Genomic DNA, 17,673 nt, shown 5'->3' on the forward strand with positions numbered 1-17,673 from the left:
CCGGACGACCCTGGAGCGTTGCGATGACCGACGAGCAGGCCACGCGCGGCACACGGCGCGACACGGTGGTGCGGATCGCCATTCTGGGCTGGCTCGCCCTCGTCTGGATCGCGCTGTGGGGCGATCTCAGCGTGGCCAACCTGCTGGGCGGGCTGGTGGTCGGGGCACTGATCATGGTGGCGCTGCCGCTGCCGCGCGTGCCGGTGACCGGACGGCTGAGCCTGCTTCCGCTCATCGAATTGATCCTGGCCAGCGTGTATTACGCGGTGGAGTCGAGTCTCCAGGTCGCCTGGTTCGCGATCCGCCCGGCTCCGACGCCGGTGTCCGGGGTGCTGCGGGTGTACTCCGGCACGGGGTCGGATCTGGTGCTCGTCTTGTGGGCCGATCTGCTCAACCTGATTCCCGGCACCATGGTGCTGGAGATCGACCGCAGGCGCTGTGTGGTCTATGTCCACGTCCTCGACGTCGGCAGCGACGCCGCCGTGGACAAGTTCTATCGGACCACCCGGCGGCTGGAACGACTGCTGATCGAAGGGTTGGAGCGCCCGACCGGATGGCCGTTCGCCCGACCGACCTCGCCACCGGAGGTGACCCCATGACGATCGTCGCCATTCTCGCCGCCGTCTTGCTGACCGCCGCCGCCCTGTTGACCACCTATCGCGTCGTGGTCGGCCCGAGCACGCTGGACCGAGTCGTCGGCGTCGACTCGCTGATGGCCATCGCCGCCTCCGGGCTGGCCGTGTGGGCGGCCTACAGCGCCGATACCGCGCCGATCCCGGCGATCGTCGCGCTGGCGCTGGTGGGGTTCCTCGGCTCGGCGGCGGTGTCCCGTTTCCGGGTGCGGGACGACACATGAACCTCTGGCACGCGCTCGCGGGCTTCCTGATCCTGTTCGGCTCGACGCTCGCGCTCACCGCCGCGATCGGACTCGTGCGCTTCCCGGACACCCTGACCCGGATGCACGCCGCGACCAAACCCCAGGTGATCGGGCTGATCCTGGTGCTGGCGGGCGCCGCGATCCAACTGCGCGGACACGGCGACGTGTGGGCGCTGGCGCTGGTCGGGCTGTTCACGCTGCTCACCGCACCGGTGATCGCCCACCTCATCGGCCGCACCGCCTACCGCGAGCAGCGCCACCGCGACGGGCTGCTGCGCGTCAACGAGATGCGCGACGACGACGTCGACTAGCCGGGTAACCCGCGCTCAGCGCGCGGCGTGCTCCACCTCCCGCGGCTCCGGCCGCGGTGCCCGCACGCTCGCGAACCAGGTCGCGTGGAACCCGGAGGCCAGCCCGGCCAGCAGCCCGAGCAGGACCGTGCCGGCGAGCACCGGGTACTCGGCCATCGGCACGGCGAGATACCGGTAGGACAGCAGCAGCGCGGCCAGCACCGCCGCACCGGCGGCGACCAGCCGGATCCGGAACCATCCCCAGCCGCGTTCCGGCTCGCGCAGCGTGGACTCGACCGTGAGGCACAGCACCGCACCCGCCACCAGGTCCACGCCGTAGTGGTAGCCGAAGCCGAGGGTGGCCGCCAGGGTGGCCAGCAGCCAGAACGCGCCACCCCACCGCAGCCAGCGGGGCGCGAGCGTGCCGTCGATGTCGCGGCGGGTGTGCAGGAAGACCGACAGCGCCCAGGCCGTATGCATGGACGGCATGCAGTTGCGCGGGATCGCGGCGTCGAACGGCAGCGGCATCGGATTCCGGTCGATCGGCGGCACGACGCCCGGCCAATAGTTGCCCAACTGCAACCCGTCGCCGTCCGGTCCATACGCGAACATCGGCCCCACAACCGGGAACAGCACGTACACCAGCGGGCCGATCAACCCGAGCACGAGAAATGTGCGCACCAGGTAGTGCGACGGCCAGCGTCCCGACGACACCACCCCGCGCAACTGCCACACGGCCACCACGATCGCCGCCACGGGCAGCTCGATGTAGACCCAGTGCAGCACCCCGTAGACCACCGGCCCGAGCGCGTCGATCGCGCGGCCGAGTACCCAGGACGGATCGCCCAGCGCGTGGTCGGCCAGGATCACGTACTCGTCGAGCACTGTCGGCCTTGCGATGACGGTGATGTGCAGCCACACGTCGCCGACTTTGGTGGCCAGGATGAGCAGCGCGCCGAGCGCGGCCGCGTGCAGTGCGTCGCGCCGTTCGGCGCCCGTCCAGCGCAGCCAGGCCAGCAGCGCCAACGCGGTGAGCACGATCACCGGGCCGTTGCCGATCGCGAACGGTTCCCCGGCCAGCAAACGAACTCCGGCCCACACCACATCGATGGCAACCGCGGCACCGACCGCGACCAGTCTGCGCCGGACCGAAACACCCACCAGCGCAAGGATCAGCCCCGCCCACGGAACCGACATGGACTTGGGCGTGCCGACATAGTCCCGCCAGAGGCTGTCCAGCGGCCCTTCGAAACCCTGTCCGATGGCGACGATCTGCAACGCGATCAGCACGGCGGGCACCGCGGCCACGGCAGCCACGACCCAGGACCGAGTGCGCGGCTCGCGACTGCGCACTACCGCGCTTCCTACTCTGGCACCCGGGTTTTCGACAAGCACGACGACCATAGTAAACAGGGGGTGAACGGCATCCCCCTGGCCAGCTGAACAGCAACCGACGCACCCGCGCCGGTTCCCTACTGGTTCAGCTCCTTGACCAGCGCGTCCACCACCGCGACCAAATCGCCCTGCGACGCCGCGGCAACCCGGCGCTGCCGCTGATACGAGGCGCCCCGCTTCGGGATCTCGGCGACCAGCGCGAGTTCGTCGGCACAGCCGATCCGCGCCGCCGTCGGCTCCAGCCGGTTCAGCAGGTCGTCGAGGTCGTCGGTGACCAGCCGCTCGTTGCTGTCGGCGTCGGTGATGACGATCGCGTCCAGCCCGTAGCGGGCGGCCCGCCACTTGTTCTCCTGCACATGCCACGGTGGAAGGGTGGGCATGGTCTCGCCCTCCACGACGCGGCGATCCAGGTCGACGATCAGGCAGTGGATGAGCGCGGCCATCGCGGCCAGTTCGGCGCGCGTGGAGATCCCATCGCACACCCGCACCTCGATCGTGCCCCACTTCGGCGCCGGGCGAATATCCCAGTGCATGCCGCCGAGCTGCGTGAACACCCCGGTCTTGAGCTGGTCGTGCACGAAATGCTCGAATTGCGTCCAGTTTTCGAACTGGAACGGCAGGCCCGCGGTCGGCAATTGCTGGAACATCAGCGTCCGGTTGCTGGCGTAGCCGGTGTCCGCACCGGACCACATCGGCGAGGACGCCGACAGCGCGAGCAGATGCGGGTAGGACAGCAGCAGCGAGTTCAGGATCGGAAAGACCTTGTCGCGGTGGGACACTCCGACGTGCACGTGCACGCCCCAGATCATCATCTGGCGGCCCCACCACTGGGTGCGCTCGATCAGCTCGTCGTAGTGCTCCGAGCGGGTCAGCTGCTGCGCCGACCACTGGGCGAAGGGATGGGTACCCGCGCAGAACAGGTCGACGCCGAGCGGGTCGGCCGCGCGCCGCACGGTGTCCATGGTGCCGGTCAGGTCCTCCACCGCCGCGCCCACCGTGTCGTGCACGCCCGTGACGATCTCCACGGTGTTGCGCAGCAGTTCCTTGGTCACCTGCGGGGTGCCGTCGTGGGCGCGCAGATCACCGACCGCGTCGAAGACTGCCGCCGCGGTATTCGACAGGTCGCGGGTCACCTTGTCGACCAAGGCGATCTCCCATTCGACCCCGATGGTGGGCCGGGGCGAGCCACCGAAGGGAACGTGTTCGATTCCTGCCCCGGCCATATGACACCGTTCTACTGAATGACGCCACAGGCGACACGACCGCCAGCATCGCCGGTCGCCAGTGTCGTCTCATCCGGGCCCGCGACGCCGTCGGCGCGGACATAGCGATTGGGGATGTTGCCGAAGTTGTCGGCGTCAGCGTGGATGATCAGGGCCTTGCCCTTCAGCTCGTCCAACGTGACCGAGTCTGTGGTGGTGACCAGCTTCGCGGAGCCGTCGGAACGCACCTCGAGCGAGGTCAGGTCACCGCTGGCCGGGTGCGCGTTGGCGCTGCCGACCTGCAGATGGCCACCGGCCGAGAGGAAGTCACCCGCCGGGCCGCCGGTCGGGGCGACCGAGTTCGCCTCGCACTTGCCCACCTGGTGCACGTGCAGGCCGTGGAAGCCGGGACGCAGCCCGTGCGCCTCCACGGTGACCTGGAGATGACTGCCGTCCTTGGCGAAGTTCGCGGTACCGACCGAGGCCCCCGACGGGTCTTTCAGCTCCACGTTCACTCCGGGATCGGTGTGCGGCGTGCCGTGCTCGGTGGTCTGCTGGCCCGCCGGAGCGGGAGAACCGGTCCACACCGGCGGCGTGGTGCCCTTGACGTCACTCGACTCCTGGCTGTTCGTGCAGGCGGCGAGGCCGAAGACCGCGACCGCGAGCAGCGGGGTCGCAGTCCGCCAGGACGGGCGTCGAGTAGTGGACGGGGCCATCGGGGAACTCCTTTACGAGTACCGAGTTTACGAGTAAAGCTGGGTGGACACGTTCGTTACCGGACAGAATGATGCCACGCCCGCCGTTTCGCGCCCCCGACCGGGCCGCCCGTCTACTTTCCCGTCCGATGCACGCGAACGGCGGCTACACCCGTCAGTTACCCGTGACGATCACGGTTACACCCGGCGCCGAATCCCCGATCGCGCTCGATTTCGGCGCCACGGCCGCGTCGAGCTCGTCGGCGATCGCCTGGGCCGCCTCCTTGTCACCGGGCGAGTTCCCGTAATAAACGGTGGTTTTCGGGATATTCGACCCCGGATAGTTCCCGGTTTCCGCGATCGTCCACCCGTTCGACGAGAGCTGGTTGGCCGTCTTGGCCGCGAGCCCGGCCACCATGCTGTTGTTGAGCACTCGCACCGGCACCGAACGGGCCCCCGCGCTGCTGGTCGCCGCCGCGGACGTGCTGGTCGCCGCGACGGTGGAGGAAGCGGCCGCCTTGGGCGCCGTGGTGCCCGCCGGGACCTGAGGCGCCGCGCTCGCGGTGGAGGTCTCCGGCTGACTCGGTCCCGAAGCATCGGTGTCGGCGTCGGAATTCGACAGCGACATCGCGCCGAGACCTGCGAAGACGATGGCCAACGCGATCAGCACCATCGCCAGGGCGCGCAACGGTGGCCCACCGGAGGTGGGATTCGGGTAGCTCACCCCCGCGAGCCTAGTCGCACGAGGTGGGTCCAGGCCCGCATCGCCGGGTCAGACCTGGAAACCGAGTCGCCGCGCCGCCCGCGCCTTCTGCCTGCTCGCTCGCAGCCTGCGCAGCCGCTTGACCAGCATCGGATCCGCGGCCAGCGCCTCGTTCCGGTCGACGAGGGCATTGAGCACCTGGTAGTACCGGGTCGGCGACATGCCGAACAGCTCGCGGATCGCCTCTTCCTTCGCCCCCGCGTACTTCCACCACTGCCGCTCGAAGGCGAGGATGTCCAGTTCGCGCCGGCTCAGACCGTGGCCGTCGCCGTGGTCGGCATGCGCCGATTCCGCCGGGACCTCGCCGCTCGCGGAAGGGCCGTCCTGGATCTCGGAAAGATTCCGTGCCGCTGCGCCGTCCATCTCGCTCCCTCGCCGAGTTGCCACCAGACGAAAATGGTGCTTGTACGTCGCGGATCATTCAACCACGCGCGCCGGGAAACGCCCGGGCCACGGCGCGGCGTGTTCGCTACCTGCCGGTAGCAGGCGCGTCGCGGTTGCGGCACCCGAGGCGCCGCGCGGAGGAACCCGCGGCAATAATTGGCCCATGGCAATCCTCCCGATCGTGATCGTCGGCGACCCGGTTCTGCACAATCCGACCGAGCGGGTCACCCAATCGCCGGAGGAATTGGCTCCGCTCATCGCGGACATGTACGACACGCTGGACGCGGCGCACGGCGTCGGACTCGCGGCCAACCAGGTCGGCGTCGGGCTGCGCCTGTTCGTCTACGACTGCCCGGATCTCGGCGCGGACGGCACCACGACCCGCCGCCGCGGAGCGGTGATCAATCCGGTGCTGGAGACCTCGGAGATTCCCGAGACCATGCCCGACCCGGACGACGACGAAGAGGGCTGTCTGTCGGTGCCCGGCGAGCAGTTCCCCACCGGCCGCGCCGAATGGGCCAAGGTGACCGGCACCGACGAGCACGGCAACCCGGTTGAGGTGGAGGGCAAGGGATTCTTCGCCCGCATGCTCCAGCACGAGGTCGGCCATCTCGATGGTTTTCTCTATGTGGACGTGCTGATCGGCCGCAACGCGCGGGCGGCGAAGAAGGCGATCAAGCGCAACGGTTGGGGCACACCGGGTTTGAGCTGGCTGCCCGGCACCGACCCCGACCCGTTCGGGCATGACGACTGACCCCGGCGCCGGCCTGCCCGATATCCCGCTCGGCCGCCGCGTGGTGCTGCGCTATCAGCTGCCCGCGGGCTATCCGCAACCGCTCACCGATGTGATCGGCGAGCTCGTCTCGCTGGACCCGCCGACCGTGCGGGGCGCCGACGGCCAGGTCGTCTCCGTGGCGCCGGACCGGGTGGTCGCGCTGAAAGCCATCGGACCGAGGCCGATTCGCACCAAGGAGATCCGCGCACTGGAAGCCGCGGCCGCCTACGCCTGGCCTGGCACCGAGCACGCCTGGATCGACGGCTGGCTGGCGCGCGCCGGGCACGGCTACACCGGCCGCGCGAATTCCGCTGTGCCGCTGGGAAGTTCCGGCGGACCGGCCGTAGTGTCCGCGGATACGCTGCACCGGCTCGGCGAGTGGTACACCGCGCGCGGCTTGCCGCTGCAACTCGCGCTGCCCGATCGGCTCGCGCCGGTGCCGCCCGGCTGGCACAGCTGGCGAGAGACGCTCATGCTGGCCATCGATATCGGCAATTTCATTCTGCCGCAGGGGCCTCCGATGGTGCGCATCGCGCCGGAACCGAATGACGACTGGCTGTCGATGCACCGCTACAGCGGCGAAGACCTTACCGCGCAAGAGCTTTCGTCCCCCATACCGGTTCGCGAGGTGCTGACCGCGGTCCACGAGGGCGAACTCGGCTTCGCCTCACTCGGACTCCCGCGTCCGCTCGCGATCGGCCGCGGCGCGCTCACCACCGCGCCGGACGGACGGCGCTGGGTCGGCCTCACCTGTGTGGCGGTGGCCGCCGCCCACCGCAGGCACGGGCTGGGCTCGCTGGTCTGCGCCGAGCTGCTGCGCTGGGGCAGCGACCGCGGCGCGACCCACGCGTATCTGCAGGTGGAGGCCACCAACGCGGCCGCAAGGGCGATGTACCGCGAACTGGGCTTCGTCGAGCACCACGCCTACCGATACGCCGCGCCCGCGCCTCTCGCCGAACCCGGCGGCCTGCGGTAAAACGGACCTGTCACCACTCGCGAAGGAAGGCCTTTGTGCGTCTCGCCACCTGGAACGTCAACTCGATCCGCTCCCGGCTCGATCGCGTCGCGGACTGGCTGGATCGCCAGGACATCGACGTGCTGGCCATCCAGGAAACCAAGTGCCGGGACGACCAGTTCCCGTTCGAGCGCTTCGAGGAGCTCGGCTACGAGGCGGCCCATCTGGGCATCAACCAGTGGAACGGAGTGGCGATCGTCTCCCGGGTCGGCCTCACCGACGTCGAGCTCGCCTTCCCGAACCAGCCGGGTTTCGACCGGGACGCGGGCGACGCACTGATCAGCGCGCCGGTGGTCGAGTCGCGCGCGATCGGAGCCACCTGCGGCGGTGTGCGGGTCTGGAGTCTATACGTGCCCAACGGCCGCACGCCGCACGATCCGCACTACGCCTACAAGCTGGAATGGCTTGCCGCGCTGCGCGACAACGGCGCGCGCTGGCTGGCCGAGGACCCGCAGGCGAGGATCGCGCTGATGGGCGACTGGAACATCGCCCCGACCGACGACGATGTGTGGTCCGTGGAGTACTTCGCCGACAAGACGCACACCTCCCAGCCGGAACGCGACGCCTTCCACGCCGTCGTCGACGCCGGGTACGCGGACGTCATGCGTCCGTTCGCGCCCGGCCCCGGCGTCTACACCTACTGGGACTACACCCAGCTGCGTTTCCCGCGCAAAGAGGGGATGCGCATCGATTTCATCCTCGCGTCCCCGGCGCTGGCCGCCACCGTGACCGACGCGATGGTCGACCGGGAGGCGCGAAAGGGCAAGGGCGCCAGCGATCACGCTCCGGTGATCGCCGAATTCACCGACCACCCGCAGCGCGCGTGACCCGGCCGTCGCAACCGCCCTTCCCGCGCCGGACCACCGGGAATCGGGCGACCGGAACTCCCAGGTCGCGCGGCATGGGCGGCGACCCGGCCGCCAGGCAGCGGCAGCGGGCGGAGCATCTGGGCCCGCAACGGCGCCGCCCGCAGGTGCTCGACACCGCGCTCGCCATCGCCGTGGAGCACGGCATCGCCGCGGTCACCATGGCCGCCATCGCGGAGCGCATGAACGTGACCAGGCCGGTGGTGTACGCCTGCTTCGCCGATCGGGTCGAGCTGATCGAGGCGCTGATCCAGCGGGAGGAGGGCTACCTGGTCAACGGCGTGCTCGAGGTGGTGACGCCGTACGACGTGGACGCCGACGAGACCGTCTTCGTCGCGGGATTCCGCCGACTGTTGACGAAAGCCGCGGAGCGACCCGACGCCTGGCGGCTGGTGTACGGCAATCCCGATCCCGCCGTGGCCAAGTCGTTCGGGCGCGGCCGCGCGCTCGTCGTCGAGCGCTGCGCCGAGTTGTTGCGTCCCACTCTGCGCGCCTGGGGCACCGAGGACGCCGAGCGCAAGCTGCCGGTGCTGGTGGAGCAGTGGGTGTCCGCGGGTGAAGCGGCCGTGCGCGCACTGCTCGCGGACCAGGACGGCTGGACGCCGGAGGACCTCGGCGAGTTCGTCGGCGCCGCGGTCTACCGGGCACTGCGGAACGCCTGACCAGCTGGCCGACATTTCTTCGACGAAGGCGGGCACCGCTCGACAATTCAACATGTCGACGGGCGGATATCCGGCAAAATTGGTGCGGCCGGGTCGCGTTTCCGCTCCGCCTACCAGCCCCGATCACTACGATGGTGATCAACTATCCGACCACCGGCTGGCGGAGGGACGGTCATGGCGTTCTATCGGCATGTGGGTGCGGTACCGCCGAAGCGGCACACCCAGCATCGCGACGAGCAGGGCCGGCTCTACTACGAGGAGCTGATGGGCGAGGAGGGCTTCTCCGGCGACTCCTCGCTGCTGTATCACCGCGGCCTTCCGCCCGCGCTCGTCGATTCGACGGTGTGGCAGCTTCCGGACCAGACCACGAAGCCGAACCATCCACTGCGCCACCGGCATTTGCGACTGCACGCGCTGTTTCCCGGCGACACCCCGGCCGAGACCGATCCGGTCACCGGGCGGCGGCTGCTGCTGGCCAACGCGGACGTGCGCATCTCGTACGTGGCCGCCAAGGGCGGATCGCCGCTGTACCGCAACGCCATCGGCGACGAGCTGGTGTACGTGGAGTCGGGTGCCGCGATGGTCGAGACCGTGTTCGGTCCGCTGTCCGCGCGCCAGGGCGATCAGGTGCTCATCCCACGGGCCACGACCCATCGCTGGCGCCCCACCGGACCGGAACCGTTACGCGCATATGTCATCGAGGCGACCGGCCACATCACGCCACCCAAGCGCTATCTGTCCAAGTTCGGCCAGCTGCTCGAGCACGCCCCGTACTGCGAACGCGATCTGCACGGACCCACCGAGACGATAACCGCGACCGGCACGGACGTGGAGGTGCTGGTCAAGCACCGGCCCGGCGGGCAGGTCGTCGGCACGCGCATGGTCTACGCCACCCACCCGTTCGACGTCGTCGGCTGGGACGGCTGCCTGTACCCGTTCACCTTCAACATCGCCGACTTCGAACCGATCACCGGGCGCATCCATCAGCCGCCGCCGGTCCACCAGGCTTTCGAAGGCGGCAACTTCGTCGTCTGCAATTTCGTCCCGCGCAAGGTCGACTACCACCCGCTCTCGATTCCGGTGCCGTACTACCACTCCAACGTCGACTCCGACGAGATCATGTTCTACTGCGGCGGGAATTACGAAGCGCGCAAGGGGTCCGGGATCACGCAGGGCTCGGTATCGGTGCACCCCGGCGGCTACGCCCACGGACCGCAGCCCGGCGCCTACGAGAACAGCATAGGCATCGAGTTCTTCGACGAGCTGGCCGTCATGGTGGACACCTTCCGGCCGCTGGAACTCGGCGAAGGCGCGCTGGCCTGCGAGGATCCGACCTACGCGTGGACCTGGTCCGGGCGGGGGCCCGCGTGAGGGTCGAGGTACCCGCCGAATCCCTTTTCGGCCCCGACAATCTGCCCTATGGCGTGTTCGCTCCGTCCGGGCAGGACTTCCGGGTCGGTGTGCGATACGGGGACAATGTCATCGACCTGGCTGCCGCCCTCGAGGATTCGGTGTTCGCCGGTCCGGATCTGAATGGTTTCCTGGAGCAGGGGCCTGCACGCTGGCGCGAAGTACGCGAACAAATCCGAGAGCTCGTAGATCGCGAGATAGATGACGCGACAGTGCATCCCGTTGCCGACGTGGCGCTGCGACTGCCGGTTCGGATCGGCGACTACGTGGATTTCTACGCGAGCATCGATCACGCGACGAACCTCGGCCGCCTGTTCCGGCCGGACGCCGATCCGCTGCTGCCCAATTGGCGTCACCTGCCGGTCGGCTACCACGGCAGAGCGGGCACCGTGGTGGTCTCCGGCACCGAGGTGACTCGGCCGTGCGGTCAGCGCGGAACCGATTCGGGCGCACCGGATTTCGGCCCTTCCCGCCGCTTGGACATCGAAGCGGAGCTCGGGTTCGTGATCGGCCTCGGCTCGGACCTCGGCGCACCGGTGGAGATCGACCAGTTCCCCGACCGCGTCTTCGGCGTCACGCTGGTCAACGACTGGTCCGCCCGCGACATCCAGGCGTGGGAGTACCAGCCACTCGGCCCGTTCCTCGGCAAGTCCTTCGCGACCTCGATCTCCCCGTGGATCACCCCCCTGGCCGCCCTGGAGTCCGCACGGATACCGCTACCCGAGCAATCACCCGCACCACTGCCCTACCTGCGCGGAACGCAAGACTGGGGCCTGGACATCGATCTCACCGTGACATGGAACGGCCAACCGGTCACCTATCCGCCCTACTCCCGAATGTACTGGTCACCAGCGCAAATGCTGGCCCACCTCACCGCGAACGGCGCCTCCACCCGCCCCGGCGACCTCTACGCCTCCGGCACCATCTCCGGCCCCGCCCCCAACCAACGCGGCTCTTTCATCGAATTATCCTGGGGCGGAACCGAACCGATCCTGGTCAACGACCAGAAACGCACCTTCTTGGAAGACGGCGACGAGGTCACCATCACCGCATCAGCTCCCGGGCCGCACGCGGCACGGATCGGATTGGGCGAGGTCACTGGCCGAATCGTCCCTGCGCGTCCGCGCTGACGACACCGGAGCTGTTCGTCCAACTCGCTGAGATCCTAGCCACTGGCTCCGCCGCCCGCTGACGCGTTCTCGGTGACCTCCGCACAAATAGTGGCCAGTTGTCAGTGTCGATACATCTGCGGCAGTTCCAGCGTCGTCTCAGCGGCCGTCGCGAAGTACTCAACACTGTGCCGCCCCAGTATGCGCGGTGCGGAACGATGGCGACCCAGCACGTATCCGAGCACGAACGACACAACCACGCCCAGCGCGAAGACAATCACAACCATAGCGACTCGCAAGGCAGCGGTGGCATGCCCTCGCGGACTTCATCGTCTATCAGTACGGGAACACCGAGCCAAGCACCGATGTTCTTGGCGTACAGAATCGCTGCTTGCCTCGCTGCGCAGTAGTCGAACACAAGAGGCCCGAACACGATGCGCACGTGGCACTGATCTAGTTGCACGCCACGCCCTTTCGGCGAACGGATTGGCTCTGGGGCCGGGTGAACGACATCGACAGCTCACCCCGGCCCATTGCACAAGAACCTAAGAACCTGGCCGAGAAGACATGAACATGTTTGCTACAGTTTGCGATAGGAGGCGATTTTCGTTGACCGGTTGACCCCGGTCACCGACGATCGTTATGCGCAAGAAAATGCGCGCAACTCCTCACGAAGGACAGAACTCATGAAGTTACGGTTCCTCGGCAAGAACACGAACAAGAACGGTTGCCCGACCCTGTACCTCACCGATCGCGGTACTTACGTCGTGCAAGGTTGGCGGGTACCAGGTCGAGCCGACATGATCGAGATTCCACACCCGCTGCTCGCGTTCCTCGAGCCGGGGACGTGTCTGGGCGTGCTGCTTCAGGACACAGGCCACGGAACGTTCTTGCTGTCCGGCGAGGCAGTGACCGACCCGGAAGCGTTGACGCAGATGGATATACCGGACCACGAAACCTGCATCGAGGTTCCAGTAGGACAGGAGATCAGGCGGGATGCAGCTCTTACAAGGTGAAGCGTTCGACGAGTTCTTCCATACGTTCAGGCGGACGGCGTATCACCTCGAAGTACTCGATACTTACTCGACGCCCGAAGAAGACGAACCGTTCCGCAAGTTCTTGGCCGGAGAGCCCGACGATTACGAGTGGTTCAAGACCTGGGCGGATGACGTACACGCGATCACATCGAGCGGCAAGCAGATGCGCCGTGCCCGCGTCGTCACCGAGCCCCACACCGACTACACCCGGTGGTCACTCGTCGTCGCCCATCAGAACATCGCTGCGGGGGAGGAAATCCGCTACCTGGCTCGACACCTGATCGACCCATCCGAGCTGACCACGGACGACTTTTGGCTGTTCGATGACAACCTCGTAGCGTTCACCGTCTTCGAGCCATCAGGCCAGTTCATGGGCGGTGCGTTCACAGAAGACCCGGTAATCGTCGGGCATTGCCAGGCGGTGTGGAACCGGGTGTGGAACAAGGCCCTACCCCACGCCGAGTACATCAAGGCGTGACCACAACCGCGAAAGAGGCCCGCGAGGCGTTCGGTGAGCGCCTGCGCAACCTCCGCAAAGATGCAGGACTGACCGGCAGGCAACTCGCTGAGCTTGCCGGTTGGCACAGTTCCAAGGTCTCGAAGATCGAATACGGCAAGCAAACGCCAACCGACGAAGATCTCCGCACGTGGTGCCTCCACACCCGCTCCGCAGATCAGATACCCGACCTCATCGCCAACTTGCGCAACGTCGAGACCGCATACCTCGAGCAGAAGCGAATGCGCCTGCCGCACAGGCAAAAACAGTCGATCGCGACCGAGGCCAAAACCAACCTCATGCGCTGGTACGAGCCCGTCGTCGTACCCGGACTGTTGCAGACCCCGCCCTACGCCGAGGCGATTCTCCGGATGGTGCTCGACTTCTACGAGGACCCGCCCGGAGACCTCGAGCCCGGCCTTGCGGCACGTCTCGAACGTCAGCAAGTCCTCTATCGAGGCAATCACCGTTTCTACTTCATCATCGCCGAACAGGTGCTCCGCACACCCGTGGGCACCGTGGACGTGATGCTCGAACAACTGGACCGTTTGCTTACGGCCATGTCTCTGCCTCGCGTCGTGCTGGGCATCCTGCCGACGAAGGCCGACTATCAGACCCCAGTGATGAACAACTTCGTCATGTTCGACAGCCGCATGGTGCAGGTCGAAACCATCTCCGCCGAGCTGACGATCACCCAGCCCAGCGAGATAGCCGTGTACGAGAAAGCATTCCATCGACTTAAGGACCAAGCCATCCACGGACAGGATGCGCGGGCGATGATCGCCGCGGCTATGGACGAGTTGCGCGACTGATCTGATCGGCTCGGTGGCCGATGCCCGGCGTCGGTGACGCCGCCGCCCGCCGGGGTGCGGCGGGCGGCGGGCGACCGTTACGACACGACCGGCAGGTAGACCGCGTTGCCGCTGCTGGCGAACTCGGCGGACTTCTCCGCCATGCCCGCCTTCAGCGCCTCGGTTTCGGTCAGGCCCTGCTTGGCGGCGTATTCGCGGACGTCGGCGGAGATCCGCATGGAGCAGAACTTCGGGCCGCACATGGAGCAGAAGTGCGCGGTTTTGGCGGGTTCGGCGGGCAGGGTCTCGTCGTGGTATTCGCGGGCGGTGTCCGGGTCCAGCGAGAGCGCGAACTGGTCGCGCCAGCGGAACTCGAAGCGCGCCTTGGACAGTGCGTCGTCCCGCTCCTGCGCGCGCGGATGCCCCTTGGCCAGGTCGGCGGCGTGTGCGGCGATCTTGTAGGTGATCACGCCCACCTTCACGTCGTCGCGGTTGGGCAGGCCGAGGTGCTCCTTCGGGGTGACGTAGCAGAGCATGGCGGTGCCCGCCTGGGCGATGATCGCGGCGCCGATGGCCGAGGTGATGTGGTCGTAGGCGGGCGCGATGTCGGTGGCGAGCGGGCCGAGGGTGTAGAACGGCGCTTCCTCGCACAGCTCTTCTTCGAGCCGCACGTTCTCCACGATCTTGTGCATCGGCACGTGGCCGGGGCCTTCGATCATCACCTGGACGCCATGCGATTTCGCGATCTTGGTCAGTTCGCCGAGGGTGCGCAGCTCGGCGAACTGCGCCTCGTCGTTGGCGTCGGCGATGGAGCCGGGTCGCAGGCCGTCACCGAGGGAGAAGGTGACGTCGTAGCGCGCGAGGATCTCGCAGAGCTCCTCGAAGTGCGTGTACAGGAACGATTCCTGATGATGCGCGAGGCACCACGCGGCCATGATCGACCCGCCGCGCGAGACGATGCCGGTGACGCGCTTGGCGGTCAGCGGCACGTAACGCAGCAGCACGCCCGCGTGCACGGTCATGTAGTCCACGCCCTGCTCGCACTGCTCGAGCACGGTGTCGCGGTAGATCTCCCAGGTCAGCTTGGTCGGATCGCCGTTCACCTTCTCCAGCGCCTGGTAGATCGGCACGGTGCCGACCGGAACCGGGGAGTTGCGCAGAATCCATTCGCGCGTCTCGTGGATGTTCTTGCCGGTGGACAGGTCCATGATGGTGTCGGCGCCCCAGCGGGTGGCCCACACCATCTTCTCCACCTCCTCGGCGATCGAGGACGAGACGGCCGAGTTGCCGATATTCGCGTTGATCTTGACCAGGAACTTCTTGCCGATGATGGTCGGCTCGAGTTCCGGGTGCTTGTGGTTGGCCGGGATCACCGCGCGACCCGCCGCCACCTCTTCGCGTACCAGCTCCGGCGACACTCCTTCCCGCGCGGCGATGAAGCGCATCTCCGGCGTGACGATGCCCTGACGCGCCCAGGAGAGCTGGGTGCGCGGACCCTCCACCGTGGGCTTGGTCCAGGTATCGCGCAGTTTCGGTAGACCGGCTTCCAGATCGATGGTCGCCGTGTCGTCGGTGTACGGCCCCGACGTGTCGTAGACGTCGAAGTGTTCACCGTTGGTCAGGTTGATCCGGCGCACCGGAATGCGCAGGTCGTCTACCTCGAGATAGTGCTTGACGCTGCCCTCGATGGGGCCGGTGGTGACGGTGTCGACAGGCGCGGAGCCGCCGTCGGACGCAGCGGTGGGTGCCATTCTTCCTCCCTACGCCGGCATTACCCGGTCAGGTTCATACGGTCGACGGCCCTGACGCCTCTCGGCTAGCCGTCCTCTCAGCCCGCTGGTGCGAGCCCCCGTTGATGGTGAATTTTCCCGCCCGACCATACCCGGCCGGGCCGCGCGCGTGCCGGGGGATTCGACAGATGGACCTCTCCTCAGCGCTCCCGCGGCCCGATCGGGAAGCCGAGCGCGCCGAACGTCGCATTGAGGTTGATCTCGATCTGGGACAGCAGCGCGTCGGCGTCGGCGAGCATGGACACCACGTTCTCGGTGCGGCAGCCGACCTGGTCGGGTGCGCTCGGCGCCAGCCGCGCCTTCAACCAGTTGAAGGTGTCCGCCATGCCGAGCGACGGCAAGCTCAGGTGCTCGCTGAGGTGGTCGCGCTGGTAGGTCACGGACGCGCCGCCCGCGCAATATCGCTGGACCAGAAGGTCGTTGGTCCAGATCGGCACCGCCTCGTCCCAGACGCCGTGGTAGAGGAAGATCGGTGCGGTCGGGATGTTCCGGCCGAGCACCGTCGCGTCGAAGACCTCCGCGATCTCCGGGACGGCGAGGAAATCCGCGATCGGAATCGTCAGCATGCGCTGATAGTCGACGAACATCTGGGTCAGCGCGTTACGCGGAAGGCATTGCGCCGCAGTGCGATCCATCAGCGCGCGGCCTTCCGGCGTCAGGTAGCGGTCGGACGCTTCGCGGAATGCGGGGTACGCCTTGCGCAACGACGAGATGCCGATGCCGATGAGACTGGCGAACATCGAGCCGTTGACGTGCAGCAGGGAGACGACATCCGAGGTCGGCGCACCGAGCGCGATGCCCTTGACATTCAGTTCGGGGGCATAGGTCGGCTGCGTCTCCGCCGCCCAGCCCGAGGCCATCCCGCCGCCGGAGTATCCCCACAGCGCGACCGGTGTGTTCGCGCCGTCCAGGCCCAACGGCTCGAAACGTTCGGCGGCGCGAATGCCGTCGAGGGTCATGTAGCCGGGCTCCTCTGCCACCGCGAGGTGTCCCTCCGGACCCTCGTAGTCCGGGATTGAGACCGCCCAACCCTGGCTGAGCAGCGCGGCGACCGCGATCAATTCGCTCTGCGAGTGGATGCCTTCGACACCCGGCAGGCCCGCGCCCTGTCGCAGCACGAAGGACGGGGCGCAATCGGGACTCGCACTGTCGTAGTAGAACTGCAACGAGACCAGCGGGCGAGACCGATTCGGATCCGCGCCCACCGGCAACAGCACAGTGGTCACCGCCACGGCGGGTTGTCCGAACAGGTCGGTGGTCCGATACAGCAACTGCCAGGACCGAACGTTCAGCGGCAGCACGGTGAGCACCGCGAGCCGCACTTCCCGTGCGCGAAGAATATCGCCGGGCGCACGGGACGCGAACCCCTCCGGCGGCTGATAGAACGAATCCGTTTGCGGCAGCGGCACTGCCGTAGCTACCGCGCCTCCCGCGAGCAGAACGCAGCCCGCCGCCACCACCGTCACGATCACCGTCGCCAGTACGCGCATCCCGCGGCGGGTCAGATCTCCATTGATCACCGACACGTCCTTCCCTCATCGACGTGACAGCGATTACAACACGATGGCAAGTTACCAACAAGAGCTCTTGTTGAAATTGGCCGATGCGGCGCAGCCCGCGCCAGTTGTCCTGGTCAGTTGCCTTCGGTCGACTCCGGCGTGGCGGAGTGGTCCGGCAGGCCGTGGGTGCGGCGGGCTTCCTTCATCTCGGCCTCGTAGATGTGGCGGCGGCCGTCGAGGAGTTCATCCCGGACCTCTCGTTCGATGCTGCGGAACAGGTCGAAGTATCCGTCGTCGTATTCCTCGACGACCTGGAATGTCCAGCGTCCCGGGAGAACGTTGCGGCCGATCAACTCGGTGGAGATCCGGTCGGCGATCTCGAAGTGACCCGCCATGCGGAAAAGGTCCACCGCGAGGTCGAGCATCAGGTCGGCGCGGCCGGTCAGCTGATGGAAGGCGTACAGGTGGCCGCGGGCGCGCTCGGTGGTCTCCAGCGCTTCGGAGAGCTTCCCGGTGGCCGCGACGGTGGCGTCGTCGACGCCCTCGGGCCTGAGGTGACGAACGTCCGGTCGGTCGGTCATGACCTCGCTCCTTCGTCTGCTCCGGGTTGCGGTCGT

21 protein-coding genes and 1 riboswitch are annotated in these 17,673 nt (G+C 67.5%); of the genes, 12 read left to right on the forward strand and 9 right to left on the reverse strand.

The window, feature by feature from the left end; all coding sequences use genetic code 11:
• The first annotated feature begins 23 nt into the window (after window positions 1-23).
• Genes ON34_RS26220 through mnhG form a run of 3 tightly spaced genes read left to right on the forward strand, consistent with a single transcriptional unit; the run spans window position 24 to window position 1,188 of the window.
• Entirely contained in the window at window positions 24-599 is a 576-nt protein-coding gene (locus ON34_RS26220) for a Na+/H+ antiporter subunit E (RefSeq protein WP_051023139.1), read from the forward strand.
• On the forward strand, window positions 596-856 hold the full coding sequence (locus ON34_RS26225; protein WP_040784522.1) for a monovalent cation/H+ antiporter complex subunit F: 261 nt from the start codon (window positions 596-598) through the stop codon (window positions 854-856). The genes ON34_RS26220 and ON34_RS26225 overlap by 4 nt, the downstream gene beginning before the upstream one ends.
• Entirely contained in the window at window positions 853-1,188 is a 336-nt protein-coding gene (gene mnhG, locus ON34_RS26230; RefSeq protein WP_040784346.1) for a monovalent cation/H(+) antiporter subunit G, read from the forward strand. Before ON34_RS26225 ends, mnhG begins: the two co-directional genes overlap by 4 nt.
• 15 nt (window positions 1,189-1,203) lie before the next feature.
• Here the strand turns inward: mnhG and ON34_RS26235 are convergent, their stop codons facing one another.
• The 5 genes from ON34_RS26235 to napA form a co-directional block, all read right to left on the reverse strand.
• Window positions 1,204-2,571, reverse strand: a complete 1,368-nt coding sequence (locus tag ON34_RS26235; protein ID WP_040784349.1) for a phosphatase PAP2 family protein — start codon at window positions 2,569-2,571, stop codon at window positions 1,204-1,206.
• A gap of 68 nt (window positions 2,572-2,639) precedes the next feature.
• Complete coding sequence (locus tag ON34_RS26240) at window positions 2,640-3,785, reverse strand: glutamate--cysteine ligase (protein ID WP_040784352.1); 1,146 nt, start codon at window positions 3,783-3,785, stop codon at window positions 2,640-2,642.
• Between the two features lie 11 nt (window positions 3,786-3,796).
• Window positions 3,797-4,480, reverse strand: coding sequence for a superoxide dismutase[Cu-Zn] (gene sodC / locus ON34_RS26245; RefSeq protein WP_083889803.1), 684 nt, complete (start codon window positions 4,478-4,480; stop codon window positions 3,797-3,799).
• 154 nt (window positions 4,481-4,634) lie between these two features.
• Window positions 4,635-5,183 (reverse strand): LytR C-terminal domain-containing protein, encoded by a 549-nt coding sequence (locus ON34_RS26250; protein WP_040784355.1) that lies wholly within the window; start codon window positions 5,181-5,183, stop codon window positions 4,635-4,637.
• Between the two features lie 48 nt (window positions 5,184-5,231).
• Window positions 5,232-5,585 carry a nucleoid-associated protein NapA gene (gene napA / locus ON34_RS26255; RefSeq protein ID WP_040784356.1) on the reverse strand — a complete coding sequence of 118 codons (354 nt, stop codon included), beginning with the start codon at window positions 5,583-5,585 and terminating at the stop codon, window positions 5,232-5,234.
• Window positions 5,586-5,769: 184 nt separating this feature from the next.
• On the opposite strand from napA, the gene ON34_RS26260 reads away from it, so the two are divergent.
• From ON34_RS26260 to fahA, 6 genes are all read left to right on the forward strand, one after another.
• Window positions 5,770-6,360 (forward strand): peptide deformylase, encoded by a 591-nt coding sequence (locus ON34_RS26260; RefSeq protein WP_040784358.1) that lies wholly within the window; start codon window positions 5,770-5,772, stop codon window positions 6,358-6,360.
• A complete protein-coding gene (locus ON34_RS26265) occupies window positions 6,350-7,357 on the forward strand; it encodes an N-acetylglutamate synthase, CG3035 family (protein WP_040784360.1) in 1,008 nt (335 codons plus the stop codon). Before ON34_RS26260 ends, ON34_RS26265 begins: the two co-directional genes overlap by 11 nt.
• Before the next feature lie 35 nt (window positions 7,358-7,392).
• Complete coding sequence (locus ON34_RS26270) at window positions 7,393-8,223, forward strand: exodeoxyribonuclease III (RefSeq protein ID WP_040784362.1); 831 nt, start codon at window positions 7,393-7,395, stop codon at window positions 8,221-8,223.
• A 74-nt stretch (window positions 8,224-8,297) separates the two neighbouring features.
• Window positions 8,298-8,924, forward strand: coding sequence for a TetR/AcrR family transcriptional regulator (locus ON34_RS26275; RefSeq protein WP_040784364.1), 627 nt, complete (start codon window positions 8,298-8,300; stop codon window positions 8,922-8,924).
• 174 nt (window positions 8,925-9,098) lie between these two features.
• Window positions 9,099-10,295, forward strand: a complete 1,197-nt coding sequence (locus tag ON34_RS26280; RefSeq protein ID WP_040784365.1) for a homogentisate 1,2-dioxygenase — start codon at window positions 9,099-9,101, stop codon at window positions 10,293-10,295.
• On the forward strand, window positions 10,292-11,464 hold the full coding sequence (gene fahA, locus ON34_RS26285; protein WP_040784526.1) for a fumarylacetoacetase: 1,173 nt from the start codon (window positions 10,292-10,294) through the stop codon (window positions 11,462-11,464). Before ON34_RS26280 ends, fahA begins: the two co-directional genes overlap by 4 nt.
• A gap of 101 nt (window positions 11,465-11,565) precedes the next feature.
• On the opposite strand, the gene ON34_RS36345 is transcribed toward fahA, so the two are convergent.
• Complete coding sequence (locus tag ON34_RS36345) at window positions 11,566-11,730, reverse strand: hypothetical protein (RefSeq protein ID WP_157172434.1); 165 nt, start codon at window positions 11,728-11,730, stop codon at window positions 11,566-11,568.
• A 330-nt stretch (window positions 11,731-12,060) separates the two neighbouring features.
• On the opposite strand from ON34_RS36345, the gene ON34_RS26290 reads away from it, so the two are divergent.
• From ON34_RS26290 to ON34_RS26300, 3 genes are read left to right on the forward strand one after another with little or no spacing between them, the layout of a single operon-like run.
• On the forward strand, window positions 12,061-12,459 hold the full coding sequence (locus ON34_RS26290) for a hypothetical protein (RefSeq protein ID WP_245548201.1): 399 nt from the start codon (window positions 12,061-12,063) through the stop codon (window positions 12,457-12,459).
• A complete protein-coding gene (locus ON34_RS26295) occupies window positions 12,440-12,958 on the forward strand; it encodes a DUF6879 family protein (RefSeq protein WP_040784367.1) in 519 nt (172 codons plus the stop codon). Before ON34_RS26290 ends, ON34_RS26295 begins: the two co-directional genes overlap by 20 nt.
• Window positions 12,955-13,788: a helix-turn-helix domain-containing protein gene (locus ON34_RS26300; protein ID WP_040784368.1), complete on the forward strand. Its 834-nt coding sequence runs from the start codon at window positions 12,955-12,957 to the stop codon at window positions 13,786-13,788. Before ON34_RS26295 ends, ON34_RS26300 begins: the two co-directional genes overlap by 4 nt.
• A gap of 77 nt (window positions 13,789-13,865) precedes the next feature.
• Here the strand turns inward: ON34_RS26300 and thiC are convergent, their stop codons facing one another.
• The 3 genes from thiC to ON34_RS26315 all read right to left on the reverse strand — a co-directional run bounded on the left by thiC (window position 13,866) and on the right by ON34_RS26315 (window position 17,637).
• A complete protein-coding gene (gene thiC / locus ON34_RS26305) occupies window positions 13,866-15,518 on the reverse strand; it encodes a phosphomethylpyrimidine synthase ThiC (protein ID WP_040784371.1) in 1,653 nt (550 codons plus the stop codon).
• Window positions 15,508-15,630: riboswitch (TPP riboswitch) on the reverse strand. (Overlaps the previous gene by 11 nt.)
• Window positions 15,631-15,697: 67 nt before the next feature.
• On the reverse strand, window positions 15,698-17,077 hold the full coding sequence (locus tag ON34_RS26310) for a lipase family protein (protein ID WP_157172435.1): 1,380 nt from the start codon (window positions 17,075-17,077) through the stop codon (window positions 15,698-15,700).
• A gap of 113 nt (window positions 17,078-17,190) precedes the next feature.
• A complete protein-coding gene (locus ON34_RS26315; RefSeq protein WP_040784374.1) occupies window positions 17,191-17,637 on the reverse strand; it encodes a hypothetical protein in 447 nt (148 codons plus the stop codon).
• Window positions 17,638-17,673: the final 36 nt, after the last annotated feature.

The organism is Nocardia pneumoniae NBRC 100136 (genome assembly GCF_000308755.1).
GTDB lineage: Bacteria > Actinomycetota > Actinomycetes > Mycobacteriales > Mycobacteriaceae > Nocardia > Nocardia pneumoniae.

Excerpts from the sequence above, each read along its gene's own strand:
- ON34_RS26220 (WP_051023139.1), top strand. The coding sequence starts at position 24 with ATGACCGACGAGCAGGCCACGCGCGGCACACGGCGCGACACGGTGGTG.
- ON34_RS26295 (WP_040784367.1), top strand. The coding sequence starts at position 12,440 with ATGCAGCTCTTACAAGGTGAAGCGTTCGACGAGTTCTTCCATACGTTC.
- napA (WP_040784356.1), bottom strand. The coding sequence starts at position 5,585 with ATGGACGGCGCAGCGGCACGGAATCTTTCCGAGATCCAGGACGGCCCT.
- ON34_RS26225 (WP_040784522.1), top strand. The coding sequence starts at position 596 with ATGACGATCGTCGCCATTCTCGCCGCCGTCTTGCTGACCGCCGCCGCC.
- ON34_RS36345 (WP_157172434.1), bottom strand. The coding sequence starts at position 11,730 with ATGGTTGTGATTGTCTTCGCGCTGGGCGTGGTTGTGTCGTTCGTGCTC.
- ON34_RS26260 (WP_040784358.1), top strand. The coding sequence starts at position 5,770 with ATGGCAATCCTCCCGATCGTGATCGTCGGCGACCCGGTTCTGCACAAT.
- ON34_RS26265 (WP_040784360.1), top strand. The coding sequence starts at position 6,350 with ATGACGACTGACCCCGGCGCCGGCCTGCCCGATATCCCGCTCGGCCGC.
- ON34_RS26275 (WP_040784364.1), top strand. The coding sequence starts at position 8,298 with ATGGGCGGCGACCCGGCCGCCAGGCAGCGGCAGCGGGCGGAGCATCTG.
- thiC (WP_040784371.1), bottom strand. The coding sequence starts at position 15,518 with ATGGCACCCACCGCTGCGTCCGACGGCGGCTCCGCGCCTGTCGACACC.
- ON34_RS26280 (WP_040784365.1), top strand. The coding sequence starts at position 9,099 with ATGGCGTTCTATCGGCATGTGGGTGCGGTACCGCCGAAGCGGCACACC.
- ON34_RS26315 (WP_040784374.1), bottom strand. The coding sequence starts at position 17,637 with ATGACCGACCGACCGGACGTTCGTCACCTCAGGCCCGAGGGCGTCGAC.
- ON34_RS26240 (WP_040784352.1), bottom strand. The coding sequence starts at position 3,785 with ATGGCCGGGGCAGGAATCGAACACGTTCCCTTCGGTGGCTCGCCCCGG.
- ON34_RS26235 (WP_040784349.1), bottom strand. The coding sequence starts at position 2,571 with ATGGTCGTCGTGCTTGTCGAAAACCCGGGTGCCAGAGTAGGAAGCGCG.
- mnhG (WP_040784346.1), top strand. The coding sequence starts at position 853 with ATGAACCTCTGGCACGCGCTCGCGGGCTTCCTGATCCTGTTCGGCTCG.
- sodC (WP_083889803.1), bottom strand. The coding sequence starts at position 4,480 with ATGGCCCCGTCCACTACTCGACGCCCGTCCTGGCGGACTGCGACCCCG.